Source organism: Pseudomonas sp. MDV22-iso1, assembly GCF_058145095.1.
Genome location: NZ_JBYVMF010000008.1, coordinates 107,554 through 120,308, shown reverse-complemented (window position 1 = coordinate 120,308; position 12,755 = coordinate 107,554). Strand labels below are relative to the sequence as shown.

At 61.2% G+C, this 12,755-nt stretch carries 7 protein-coding genes; 5 read left to right on the top strand and 2 right to left on the bottom strand.

All coding sequences use genetic code 11. The features are described 5' to 3' along the window. Nucleotides 1–152 precede the first annotated feature (152 nt). Genes ptsP through AC3ZVB_RS11870 form a run of 3 tightly spaced genes read left to right on the top strand, consistent with a single transcriptional unit; the run spans nucleotide 153 to nucleotide 5,706 of the window. A complete protein-coding gene (gene ptsP, locus AC3ZVB_RS11880) occupies nucleotides 153–3,014 on the top strand; it encodes a phosphoenolpyruvate--protein phosphotransferase (protein ID WP_490146613.1) in 2,862 nt (953 codons plus the stop codon). Further along, complete coding sequence (gene pfkB, locus AC3ZVB_RS11875; protein WP_490146612.1) at nucleotides 3,014–3,955, top strand: 1-phosphofructokinase; 942 nt, start codon at nucleotides 3,014–3,016, stop codon at nucleotides 3,953–3,955. Before ptsP ends, pfkB begins: the two co-directional genes overlap by 1 nt. Nucleotides 3,956–3,966: 11 nt before the next feature. After that, entirely contained in the window at nucleotides 3,967–5,706 is a 1,740-nt protein-coding gene (locus AC3ZVB_RS11870; RefSeq protein WP_490146611.1) for a PTS fructose-like transporter subunit IIB, read from the top strand. 240 nt (nucleotides 5,707–5,946) lie between these two features. Here the strand turns inward: AC3ZVB_RS11870 and AC3ZVB_RS11865 are convergent, their stop codons facing one another. Together AC3ZVB_RS11865 and AC3ZVB_RS11860 are read right to left on the bottom strand one after the other, a co-directional pair. Continuing rightward, nucleotides 5,947–8,475, bottom strand: a complete 2,529-nt coding sequence (locus AC3ZVB_RS11865; RefSeq protein ID WP_490146610.1) for a PepSY domain-containing protein — start codon at nucleotides 8,473–8,475, stop codon at nucleotides 5,947–5,949. Between the two features lie 275 nt (nucleotides 8,476–8,750). Further along, on the bottom strand, nucleotides 8,751–11,075 hold the full coding sequence (locus tag AC3ZVB_RS11860) for a TonB-dependent receptor (protein ID WP_162440774.1): 2,325 nt from the start codon (nucleotides 11,073–11,075) through the stop codon (nucleotides 8,751–8,753). A gap of 206 nt (nucleotides 11,076–11,281) precedes the next feature. Between AC3ZVB_RS11860 and AC3ZVB_RS11855 the strand changes: the two genes are divergently transcribed. Both AC3ZVB_RS11855 and AC3ZVB_RS11850 read left to right on the top strand, forming a co-directional pair. Further along, complete coding sequence (locus tag AC3ZVB_RS11855; RefSeq protein ID WP_490146609.1) at nucleotides 11,282–11,962, top strand: Fe2+-dependent dioxygenase; 681 nt, start codon at nucleotides 11,282–11,284, stop codon at nucleotides 11,960–11,962. A gap of 57 nt (nucleotides 11,963–12,019) precedes the next feature. After that, the gene (locus AC3ZVB_RS11850) at nucleotides 12,020–12,733 is read left to right on the top strand and encodes a tetratricopeptide repeat protein (RefSeq protein WP_490146654.1); all 714 of its coding nucleotides are present in this window, start codon (nucleotides 12,020–12,022) and stop codon (nucleotides 12,731–12,733) included. Nucleotides 12,734–12,755 lie beyond the last annotated feature (22 nt).

The following is a 12,755-nucleotide window of genomic DNA, read 5'->3' as shown; positions in this document are numbered from 1 at the left end:
TTATAGATTAAACGTTTCAGCAGGCGTATTTTCTACGTTTTAGGTGCCTTTGCCAGTTCTGCCGCGAAACTGCCAAATAAGATGAACAAGCGCCTAAGCTGAATCCTCAAAAACAATACCTGGCCTCCCAAAGGGTGCCAAAAGGAGAAAGCATGCTCGAGCTCACCATAGAGCAGATTTCCATGGGCCAATCAGCCGTGGATAAGCCTGCAGCGTTGGACTTGCTGGCCCGGCACCTGGTTGCCGATGGCCTGGTCGCCGAGGGTTACCTCGCCGGCTTGCAAGCACGTGAAGCCCAGGGCTCGACCTTTCTCGGTCAAGGTATTGCCATCCCCCACGGAACGCCGCAAACCCGCGATCAGGTGTTTTCCACCGGCGTGCGGCTGATGCAATTTCCTGATGGGGTGGACTGGGGCGACGGTCAAATTGTCTACCTGGCGATTGGTATTGCCGCCAAGTCCGATGAACACCTGCGTCTGCTGCAACTGCTGACTCGAGCCCTCGGCGAAACCGATCTGGGCCAGGCCCTGCGTCGTGCCAGCTCCGCCGAAGCCTTGTTGAAACTGCTGCAAGGCGCACCGCAGGAACTGGCACTGGACGCGCAGATGATCGGCCTTGGCGTGTCTGCCGATGATTTCGAAGAGCTGGTTTGGCGTGGCGCACGTTTGTTGCGCCAGGCTGATTGCGTGAGCAACGGCTTTGCCGCGGTGTTGCAGCAGGTAGAAGCGCTGCCCCTCGGTGATGGCCTGTGGTGGTTGCACAGTGAACAAACGGTGAAGCGTCCAGGCCTGGCCTTCGTCACGCCAGACAAGCCGATACGCTACCTCGGGCAACCGCTGAGCGGACTGTTCTGCCTGGCCAGCCTCGGAGAAGCGCACCAGGCTCTGCTCGAACGACTTTGCGCGCTGTTGATTGAAGGTCGCGGCCATGAATTGGGTCGCGCTACCAGCAGTCGCGCCGTGCTTGAAGTCCTTGGCGGCGAGCTGCCGGCCGATTGGCCAAGCGCGCGTATCGCCTTGGCCAACGCCCATGGATTGCATGCCCGTCCGGCGAAAATCCTGGCTCAGTTGGCGAAAAGCTTTGAGGGCGAGATTCGTGTACGCATCGTCGATGGTCACGACAGCGCCGTCTCTGTGAAGAGCCTGAGCAAGTTGCTGAGCCTCGGTGCGCGTCGTGGCCAGGTGCTGGAGTTCATCGCCGAGCCCATCATTGCGGCAGACGCCTTGCCGGCCTTGCTGGCCGCCATCGAAGAGGGCCTGGGTGAAGAAGTCGAACCGTTGCCAGCCGTGAGCCAGCAGAGCACCGTGTTGACCGACTTCGCCGAAGTGCTGCTCGCACCAGTCTCCGGCAGCGTCATCCAGGCCATCGCCGCCGCACCGGGGATTGCCATCGGCCCGGCGCATATCCAGGTGCTGCAAACCATCGATTACCCGTTGCGCGGAGAATCCGCCGCCATCGAGCGCGAACGTCTCCAGCAAGCGTTGCAGCAAGTGCGTCGCGACATTGAAGGCCTGATCGAACGCAGTCAGTCCAAGGCCATCCGCGAGATCTTCATCACCCACCAGGAAATGCTCGACGACCCGGAATTGACCGATGAAGTCGACACGCGCCTCAAGCAAGGCGAAAGCGCCGAAGCGGCGTGGATGGGCGTGATCGAAGCGGCGGCCAGACAACAGGAGTCGCTGCAGGACGCCTTGCTCGCCGAACGCGCGGCCGACTTGCGTGACATCGGTCGTCGCGTGCTGGCGCAACTCTGTGGGGTCGAAACCCCGAGCGAGCCGCAGGAACCGTACATCCTGGTGATGGATGAGGTCGGCCCCTCCGATGTGGCGCGTCTCGATCCCGTGCGTGTCGCCGGCATTCTCACCGCGCGTGGTGGCGCGACGGCTCACAGCGCGATCGTCGCCCGTGCCCTTGGCATCCCGGCGCTGGTCGGTGCTGGCGCCGCCGTGTTATTGCTGGCACCGGGCACGCCGCTGCTGCTTGATGGCCAGCGTGGTCGATTGCATGTCGACGCCGACAGCGCCACGTTGCAGCGCGCGACGGAAGAACGCGACACCCGCGAAGAACGCCTGAAGATGGCCGCCGAGCAGCGGCATCAGCCGGCACTCACTACCGACGGTCACGCGGTCGAAGTGTTCGCCAACATCGGTGAAAGCGCGGGGGTGACCAGTGCGGTGGAGCAGGGCGCCGAAGGCATCGGCCTGCTGCGCACCGAATTGATTTTCATGGCCCATCCGCAAGCGCCGGACGAGGCGACCCAGGAAGCTGAATACCGCCGCGTGCTCGACGGGTTGGCGGGGCGGCCATTGGTGGTACGCACCCTCGACGTTGGCGGCGACAAACCCTTGCCGTATTGGCCGATTGCCAAGGAAGAAAATCCGTTCCTCGGTGTGCGCGGCATTCGCCTGACCCTGCAACGTCCCAAGGTCATGGAAGCGCAATTGCGCGCCTTGTTGCGCGCTGCCGATAACCGTCCGTTGCGCATCATGTTTCCCATGGTCGGCAGCGTTGATGAGTGGCGCCAGGCCCGAGACATGACCGAGCGCCTGCGGCTGGACATTCCGGTCGCGGACCTGCAACTGGGGATCATGATTGAAGTGCCGTCGGCGGCATTACTGGCGCCGGTGTTGGCCAAAGAGGTCGACTTCTTCAGTGTCGGCACCAACGACCTGACCCAGTACACCCTGGCCATCGACCGTGGTCATCCGACCTTGTCGGCACAGGCTGACGGCTTGCATCCGGCCGTGCTGCAACTGATCGATATCACCGTGCGCGCGGCCCATGCCCATGGCAAATGGGTGGGGGTTTGCGGTGAGTTGGCGGCCGATCCGCTGGCAGTGCCTGTACTGGTCGGCCTCGGCGTCGATGAGCTGAGCGTTTCTGGCCGCAGCATCGCCGAGGTCAAGGCGCGCATTCGCGAACTCGACCTGACTCAGGTGCAAACCCTCGCTCAACAGGCCCTGATCGTGGGCAGCGCGAATGAAGTGCGCGCATTAGTGGAGGCGCTGTAATGGCCCGGATCCTGACCCTGACACTTAATCCGGCGTTGGACCTCACCGTTCAGATGTCGCGTATGGAACCCGGTCAAGTCAACCGCAGTGACGCGATGCACACCCACGCCGCAGGCAAGGGCGTGAACGTGGCGCAAGTACTGGCGGACCTCGGGCATCAGCTCACCGTCTGCGGTTTTCTCGGTGAAGACAATCTCCAGGCTTTTGAAACGCTGTTCGCCAAACGCGGTTTCGTCGACGCCTTTATCCGGGTGCCCGGCGAAACGCGCAGCAACCTCAAACTGGCGGAAGCCGACGGGCGCATCACCGACATCAACGGCCCCGGACCACTGGTGAGCGCAGCGGCGCAGCAGGCGTTGCTTGATCGACTCGATCAGATTGCGCCCGGTCATGATGCGGTCGTCGTTGCCGGCAGCTTGCCCAAAGGCATCAGCCCTGCGTGGTTGCAGGCGTTGATCGAGCGGTTGAAAAATCTCGGGCTGAACGTTGCCCTCGACACCAGTGGCGAAGCTTTGCGCGAAGCGCTCAAGGCCAGCCCTTGGCTGATCAAACCCAACACCGAAGAACTGGCCGACGTGCTCGGTTGCGAGGTGGTGTCGGTGGCGGCTCAAGCTGAAGTGGCGAGCCGCCTGCATGCACAGGGCATCGAGCACGTGGTGATTTCCCACGGCGCCGACGGGGTGAACTGGTTCAGTGTCGGCTCGGCGATGCACGCCACGCCGCCCAAGGTCAGCGTCGTCAGTACGGTGGGCGCGGGTGATTCATTGCTGGCGGGCATGCTTCACGGTTTGCTCAGCGCCGACACGCCTGAGCAAACCTTGCGAACCGCCACTGCAATCGCCGCCATGGCGGTGACACAGATCGGTTTCGGCATCGGTGATGCCGCGCAACTGGCGCGGCTTGAGCAGGGTGTGCGCGTGCGCCCCCTGACAGAACAATAAGAGGGATTGTCATGAAGTTAGCCATTGTTACGGCCTGCCCGAATGGCATGGTCACCAGTGTGCTGTGCGCGCGCTTGCTCGATGCCGCCGCGCAGCGTCAAGGCTGGAGCACCAGCGTCGAAGTCAATGATGCTGCGCACCCGGAACGTCAATTGTCGGCCGCCACGATCGAGGCAGCCGAGTGGATATTGCTGGTGACCAGCGCGCCCGTGGACATGTCGCGATTCGTCGGCAAGCGTGTATTCCAGAGCACTCCGGCCCAGGCCCTGCAGGACGTTGAAGCCGTGCTGCGCAAGGGAGCGGAAGAGGCGCAGGTCTATGTCGCCCCTGCCGCCGTTGTCGAGCCGGTGGCCACAAGTCAAAACGCTCCCCGAATAGTCGCAATCACCGCGTGCCCGACCGGTGTTGCACACACCTTCATGGCCGCCGAGGCCCTGCAACAAGCGGCCAAACGTTTGGGCTACGATTTGCAGGTGGAAACCCAGGGCTCAGTTGGCGCACGCAACCCGTTGAGCGCTGCCGCCATTGCCGACGCCGATGTGGTGCTGTTGGCCTGCGATATTGAAGTCGCCACCGAGCGTTTTGCCGGCAAGAAAATCTACCGTTGCGGCACCGGGATCGCGTTGAAGCAGGCCGAGGCGACGCTGAAAAAAGCTTTGGCCGAAGGCCAGCAGGAAAGTGCTGCGAGCGGCGCCAAGGGACCTGCGAAACAGGAGAAGACCGGTGTCTACAAGCACCTGTTGACCGGCGTATCGTTCATGCTGCCGATGGTGGTGGCGGGCGGTTTGATGATCGCGTTGTCGTTCGTGTTCGGCATCACCGCGTTCAAGGAAGAAGGCACCCTGGCGGCCGCCCTGATGCAGATCGGCGGCGAGACCGCGTTCAAGCTGATGGTGCCGCTGCTGGCGGGTTACATTGCCTACTCCATCGCCGACCGTCCGGGCCTGGCGCCGGGGATGATTGGCGGGATGCTCGCCAGCACCTTGGGCGCGGGTTTTATTGGCGGGATCATTGCCGGTTTCATCGCCGGTTATGCAGCTCAGGCGATCAATCGTTATGCGCGCTTGCCGCAAAGTCTCGAAGCCCTGAAACCGATCCTGATCATTCCATTGCTGGCGAGTCTGTTCACCGGTCTGGTGATGATTTACGTGGTCGGCAAACCGGTCTCCGGGATGCTCGAAGGCCTTACCCATTTCCTCGACAGCATGGGCACCACCAATGCCATTCTGCTGGGTGTACTCCTGGGCGGGATGATGTGCGTCGATCTTGGCGGTCCGATCAACAAGGCGGCTTACGCATTTTCGGTGGGACTGCTGGCGTCGCAAAGTTATGCGCCGATGGCCGCGACCATGGCGGCGGGCATGGTGCCGCCGATAGGGCTGGGCATCGCCACGTTCATTGCCCGCCGCAAGTTCGCCCAGACCGAACGCGAAGCGGGCAAGGCGGCCTTGGTGTTGGGGCTGTGCTTCATTTCCGAGGGCGCGATTCCATTCGCCGCCAAGGACCCGCTACGGGTGATCCCGGCCAGCATCGCCGGTGGGGCGTTGACCGGCGCGCTGTCGATGTACTTCGGCTGCAAACTCATGGCGCCGCACGGTGGATTGTTCGTACTGGCGATCCCGAATGCGATCAATCACGCGTTGCTGTATCTGTTGGCGATTGTCGCGGGAAGTCTGCTGACGGCAGTGACGTATGCACTGCTCAAACGGCCGGAAGTGGTTGAGCTGGCCGTAGAGCCCGTCAACGCCTGACCCGACCCCTGTAGGAGTCGGCTTGAGCTGGCGATCAAGGTGTGGCAGCCAACATAGAAGTTGAATGTTAAACCGCCATCGCCAACAAGCCGCCTCCCACAGGTACAGCCGATACATCAAAGCTTGCACGATCCTGTGGGAGCGGGCTTGCCCGCGATGGCGGCTTCACATTCAAAAATCAAGTTGGATGGAAGTCAGCTATCGCGAGCAAGCTCTGCTCCCACAGGTGATCAGGCGTGGTCAGTAAACGTCGCGGCGATAGCGGCCTTGCTCAATCAACCGGTCAACCTCGGATATCCCCAACACTTCGTTGAGTACGTGATCCACGCCCGACGCCATGCCCTGCAAACTCCCGCAGATGTAAATCACCGCACCGTCAGCCAGCCACTTCTTCAATTCTTCCGCTGATTCGCGCAGTCGATCCTGCACATAAATCTTCTCCGCCTGATCCCGCGAGAACGCCAGGTCCAGGCGCTCAAGATCACCCGAAATCAGCCACTCCTGAAGCTCGTCACGACAGAGGAAATCGTGCTCGCGATTACGCTCGCCAAAGATCAGCCACTGCCGTTGCTGGCCGTCGGCAATCCGCGCCTTGAGCAGGCTGCGCAAACCCGCCAGACCGGTGCCATTGCCCAACAAAATCATCGGCGCCGGCTCGACCGGCAGATGAAAACCGCTGTTGCGACGTACCCGCAGGCTGACAGCGCCGCCCACAGGGGCGTGCTCCGTCAACCAGCCGGAACCGACGCCGAGGCTGCCGTCAGGATGGACTTCCTGGCGCACGATCAGCTCGAGCACGCCATCGGCCGCGATCGAGGCGATGGAGTATTCACGCATGGCCAAAGGCACCAACGCATCCGCCAGCGCCTGGGCATGCAAGCCGACCAGGTGGGTTCGGTTCTCGGGCAGTTGGCGGCTGGCAAGGGCCTGATCCAGTGTTTGCGACAACCCATCAAGTTCCACGGTGGCACGCCCGTCGATCCCCAGGCCGTCGAGGAAGTGCTCGATCGCCCACGGGCAATTACGTGGCATCACTTCCACCAGATCTCCGGCCAGCCAACCGCTAGGAGCAGGGGGCGTCATACCCAACAGGTAAACCGGTGAACCTGTGCTGTCCGGATTCATCAATTCCCGGCGGGTCAGCGTCCAGTTGTCATAGCTGGGCGCTTGCCAGGTGTCCACGGGCGCCTGACCGGTCACCACGCCGAGCTGTTGCTGCCAGTGACGCAAGGCGTAAGGGTCGCCGCTGTCGACTTCCACGGGCGCAAACAGCGTCTTGCCGCCGTGCTCACCCAGCCAGCCGTGCAAGCGTCGGGCGAATCCACAGAAGTGTTGATACTGCCGATCACCCAAACCCAGTACGGCGTAGTTCAAGCTGTCCAGGCTCGACGCGCGACCCAGCACTTTGCGCTCGAAACCCCGTGCACTGTCAGGCGCTTCGCCGTCGCCAAAGGTGCTGACGACGAACAGTGCATTATCCGAATCCCGTAAGTCCTGCTCGCTGACAGTGGCCAGCGGCTGAACCTTCACGGGCAGACCGGCAGCCTGCAATTGCCCGGCGGTCTGCCAGGCCAACTGCTCGGCAAATCCGCTTTGGCTGGCGAAACCGATCAACCACGCCGGCGTATCGCTACCGGGTTGTGTCAGGCCTTGGCGCGCATTTTTGATCTGCTTTTTCTTGCGACGACGATCGAGGTACAGCAACCAGCCGGTGACAAAAAACAGCGGCATCATGAGTGCGGAAATTGTCAGGATCACGCGTCCGACAATGCCGAAATAGCTGCCGACATGCAGGGCATAAATGCTGGTCAGCAATTGCGCATTAAGGCTCTTTTCGCTGTAGCGATCATGGCGCTTGACGATGCCGGTCGCCGGATCGAGGGTGATCTGGTTCAGGGCACGGTCGTGGGGCGAGGTGTTAAGCAGGTAGAACACGGTCGCCGGTTGGCCAGCCACCGGCGGCATACGAATGTTGTAGGCGGACAGGTTCGGACCGGCAGCGCTGTAGATGCTGCTCCACATGGCCGCGTAATCCGCTGTCGGCGCCGGACCGCTTGGGGCTGGACCACGACCGCCACGGACGCGTTCGTTTTGCGGCGAGTCGGAGAGCAATCGGGTGAGGCCCTTGTTGTACCACTCGTAAGACCAGGACAACCCGGTCAAAGCCGCCAAAAGGTAGAACACCAGGCACCAGGTGCCGGCAACCGAATGCAGATCCCAGTTGAAGCTGCGGCCCTTTTTCTTCCAGTCGAGGGTCAGCCAGGCACGCCAGCTTCGCCACTGCCGGGGCCAGCGCAGGTAAAGTCCGGACAGGCAGAAGAACACCAGAATCAGCGTGCAGGCACCGGTGATCTGCCGGCCGGTATCGCCCATGGCGAGGAAGCGGTGCAGTCGCAGCATCAGGCCAAAGAAGTCCTGGCCGGAGGCATCGCCCATGAACTCGGCGTTGTACGGATTGAAGTAGCGCATCTCGCCGCGACGCTCACCCGGTTTCGGCGTGAACCACACCTTCGCCGCCGCACCGCTGTCCGTCTCGACGGTGAGCATCGAGACCTTTTTTCCGGAAGCGGCTTCGATGTGCTCCACCAACTCGGCGGGCGGCAACACGCCGGCCACCTGCTTTTCGACCTGCAGCACCGACGGATTCAGTGCGCTCAGGATTTCATCCTGAAACGATACCGTCGCCCCGGTAATGCCCATCAGGGCCAGGACCAGCCCGGCGCTGATGCCGAAAAACCAGTGCAACTGGAACAGGGTTTTCTTCAACACGTCGCTCGCCTTGTTCGTTCGAAAATGAAAATCACGGCGTGCATTATGCCGTGGGTTATCGAGAAGCCTTCTTTATTACGCACAAAAGCCCCGTTCATCTGGATGAACGGGGCGTTTGAAAATCAATAGTGCTTTTGTGGCGAGGGAGCTTGCTCCCGCTAAGCAGTCATGCGGTTTAACTGATAGACCGCACTGTCTGGTATTGGGGCGGCTCCGCCACCCCCGCGGGAGCAAGCTCCCTCGCCACAGTTATGCATTCGACCACCGACTGATGATCAGAAGTGGAAGTTGGTGCTCAGCAACGCTGTACGGCCCGCCGCCTGGTTGGCGAAGTGGGTCGAGAACGCTTTGTCGTAGTAGGTTTCGTCGGTCAGGTTTTGCACGTTCAGCTGCAGGTCGACGTTTTTGGTCAGTTTGTAGGCGACCATGGCGTCGTAACGCACGTAGTCATCAACCATCGTGGTGTTGGCCACGCTGCCGAATACGTCGTCGACGTAGAACGCGCCGCCACCGATGGTCAGCTTCGGCGTGACCTGATAGGTCGTCCACAGGCTGGCGCTGTTTTTCGGCGTGTTAGGCAGTTCGTTGCCATCGTTGGCTTTGTTGGCCGGCAGGTCACCACCGTCGATTTGCTCGCTGTCCATGTAGGCGTAACCGGCGAAGACTTGCCATTTCTCGGTGATCTTGCCGGTGGCCGACAATTCAACGCCTTGAACACGGGTTTTACCGGCGTTTTCATACGACGTGGTGTCGACTTGAACGCGGGCGTTGTCTTTCTCGGTGCGGAAGATATCGGCGGTCAGGGACAGGCGATCGTTCAGCAGATCCCACTTGGTACCGATTTCGTAGTTCTTGGTGGTTTCCGGCTCCATGTCGCTGCTCAGCAAGTTGCCGTTGCGATCCGGGGTGCCGCCCAGCGGGTTTCCGTCCTGGCCTTCGCCAAGCGTGGCGCCAGGAGGTGTCGCGGACGTTGCGTAGGACGCATAGATGCTGCCGTTTTCCGCTGGTTTGTAGACTACACCGAACTGACCGGTGACGAACTCGCTTACGTCATCGCCCTTGGACGTCGTGGTGCCAGCGGCGTTGTAGGTCTTGTAGTCGGTGTCGAAATGGTCGTAGCGCAGGCCCATGTTCACCAGCCACTGTTCGGACAACGTCAGGGTGTCGAACACGTAAAGCGCGTAGGTTTTACCTGTGGTATCGGTGCCGGCGTAGTTACGTGCGATCGAACCGTTCCATGGATCGCTCGGGGTCGGGTTGGACAGCGAGGTGCAGTTATAGCCACTTGGCGCGCCGATCAATGCCGGGGTGCAGTTGGTGGTCGCAGCAGCGGTGCCCGGCGTGGTGTCGGTGTTGACGGTGTACGAGGACTTCTTGCTTTCCTCGCGGCTCAACTCGATCCCGGTGGCGAAGCTGTTCTTGAACCCGGCAATGTAAACGTCACCAAACAGATCTGTCTGGTTGGTGGTGGTGTCGGTGTTGCTGACACGGGTGTTGGCCCGCCGCCACACGCTGCCGTTGTTGACGTTGCCCTTGGAGTCGTCCGGCTGGGTCAGGATGTAATCCTGCATGCTGCTGCCGTGGCGCAAGGTGTTCTTGACGGTCAGTGCATCGTTCAGGTCGTGCTCGATGGCGATGGTTGCGGTGTCGGTACGACCCTTGCGGAAGTCGCGGCCGTCGAGACCGTAGAAGTTACTGCTGTCGCCGCCGTCGTCCGGCGTGCTCGGATTGGACTTGGTGCGCGCGGCAGAACCGGCCACCGGAATGCTGTACGGAATACCCGAGTCCGGGGTGTCGTTGCTTTCCAGATGGTAGTAATCAAGGTTGACGCGAGTGTCGGTGCCCAGGCCGAAGGCCACGGATGGCGCGATGCCCCAACGGTCGTAGTCGACGCTGTCACGGCCAGCGACGTTGCTTTCGTGGCTCATCAGGTTCAGGCGGCCAGCAGCGGTGTCAGTGAACTGGTAGTTGCCGTCGAAGGTGTAGCGCTGGGTCTGGTCCGAACCCCAGGTGAATCCGCCGTCGAGCGAATCGCCCAGGTGTGCTTTCTTGCTCACCAGGTTGATGCTGCCGCCGGCCGCGCCGCGACCGCCAATGGCCGAGTTCGGGCCTTTGCTGACTTCGATCGATTCGACCGCGAAGATCTCGCGGCTTTGCGAACCGGTGTCGCGCACGCCGTCCAGGTACGTATCGCCCTGAGCATCGAAACCGCGAATGAATGGACGGTCACCTTGTGGGTTGCCCCCTTCACCGGCACCAAAGGTGATGCCCGGAACGGTGCGCAGCGCATCCTGCATATTGAGGGCGCCAGTGTCCTTGAGGACTTGTTGCGGAATCACGGTAATCGAGCGCGGCGTGTCGACCAGCGGCGCGGTGTACTTGGGCGAGGAGGCTTTCTCGACGTTGTAGCTGGTAGCGTCCTGCGCTTCGCCAGTGATGGCGGTAGCATCCAGGGAAATTGCGTTGCCCGGTGCTTTGGCGTCGGTCTTCTCAGCAGCGAAAACCATTTGGCCAGCCGAGCCGGCGGTGATTGCCACGCCAATTGCAGACGCGAGCAAACGCGGTGAACTGACAGGTAATTGTGGTTGTTGGCGTGACATCGGAATTCCCCTCCCCAAGGATTTGAGGTCGCGGAATATAGGGTAGACGCGTATTTGTATCAATTGCGAAACGTTACTATTCGCGAAGAATTTACATTCTTTACAATTTACCCTTACGGTTTTTGGTGTTTCATTCGTCTGGGGGGTTTTACACAGGCAATAAGAATCAATACCATTGCCGCCCCTTTGTCTTCAGGTGTCTTCCCATGCTGCTGCACATTTCCGGCTTGTTCGCGAAAGAAGAAGTGCAGCGCATCAGAGAGGCACTGGAGCAGGCTGATTGGGCGGATGGCAAAATCACGGCGGGTTTTCAATCAGCGAAGGCCAAGCACAATCTGCAACTGCCCGAAGGTCATCCCCTGGCCAAGGAAGTCGGCGCGGCGATGCTGGAACGGTTGTGGAAAAATCCGCTGTTCATGTCCGCCGCGTTACCGCACAAGGTCTTTCCGCCGTTGCTGAACTGTTACACGGCGGGTGGCAGTTTCGATTTTCATATCGACAACGCCGTGCGCCAGCCTAAAAACAGCATTGAACGGGTGCGCACCGATCTGTCGGCGACGCTGTTTTTCAGCGAGCCTGAGGACTATGACGGCGGAGAGCTGGAGATCCAGGACACCTTCGGCACCCAGCGAGTGAAGTTGCCCGCTGGCGACATGGTCCTGTACCCCGGCACCAGCCTGCACAAGGTCAATGCCGTCACTCGCGGAACACGCTTCGCCTCATTCTTCTGGACCCAAAGCCTGGTGCGTGAGGACAGCCAGCGCGCCTTGCTGTTCGAAATGGACGGGGCGATCCAGCAGCTGACCCAGGACATGCCCGACCACCCGTCGCTTATTCGCCTGACCGGCACTTATCACAATCTGTTGCGTCGCTGGGTCGAGGTGTAAGTGGCGGACTTCCGTTTACGCCGCGAAGAAGTACTCGACGGTGACGGCCTCAAATCCATGCTCGACGAAAGCCCGGCGCGCGCCGCTCAGGCGATTCTGAGCGCTGCCCGCGAAGACATCGTCGATGCTCAGGCGCTGCTCGGTCAGATCCTCCTGGACGGGCAAGGAATCGAGCAGGACCCGCCGCTGGCCGTGCGCTGGTTCGAGATCGCCGCACAGCGTGGGCATCTGATGGCGCGCAACATGCTCGGTCGTTGTCATGAGCACGGCTGGGGGTGCAACGCCGATGCATCATTGGCGGCGCGGCATTATCGAATCGCCGCTGAAGCGGGCCTGGATTGGGCGATGTATAACCTGGCCAACCTCCTGGCGACCGGTCGCGGGGTGGTCGAGGATCAAGTGCAAGCCTTGGGGTTCTACCGCCACGCCGCCGAGCTCGGTCATGCGAAATCGATGAATTTGCTCGGGCGTTATCTGGAAGAAGGGCAGTTCTGTTCAGCGGATCCGCAGGCGGCGCGCAACTGGTATCGGCGCTCGGCCGTCGGCGGGGATTTTCGCGGGCAGTTCAGTTATGCCGCCGTGCTGGCGGCCGAGGGGAATATCGAGCAAGCGCTGGACTGGTTGCGTCAGGCACTGGCTGGCGGGAATCTGAATTTCCTGCGGGTGGCGAGTAAAGAGCTGATGAACGCAACCGATCCGCAAGTTCGAGCCTTGGCAGCAAAGTACGCCCGGCGCCACGCCGAGCTCGAACAGGAAAGCAATCTCCCGTAGGAGCTGCCGCAGGCTGCGATCT

What these genes read in the sequence shown, in the direction of transcription:
- ptsP (WP_490146613.1), top strand. Translation starts at nt 153, where the DNA reads ATGCTCGAGCTCACCATAGAGCAGATTTCCATGGGCCAATCAGCCGTG.
- pfkB (WP_490146612.1), top strand. Translation starts at nt 3,014, where the DNA reads ATGGCCCGGATCCTGACCCTGACACTTAATCCGGCGTTGGACCTCACC.
- AC3ZVB_RS11870 (WP_490146611.1), top strand. Translation starts at nt 3,967, where the DNA reads ATGAAGTTAGCCATTGTTACGGCCTGCCCGAATGGCATGGTCACCAGT.
- AC3ZVB_RS11860 (WP_162440774.1), bottom strand. Translation starts at nt 11,075, where the DNA reads ATGTCACGCCAACAACCACAATTACCTGTCAGTTCACCGCGTTTGCTC.
- AC3ZVB_RS11855 (WP_490146609.1), top strand. Translation starts at nt 11,282, where the DNA reads ATGCTGCTGCACATTTCCGGCTTGTTCGCGAAAGAAGAAGTGCAGCGC.
- AC3ZVB_RS11850 (WP_490146654.1), top strand. Translation starts at nt 12,020, where the DNA reads ATGCTCGACGAAAGCCCGGCGCGCGCCGCTCAGGCGATTCTGAGCGCT.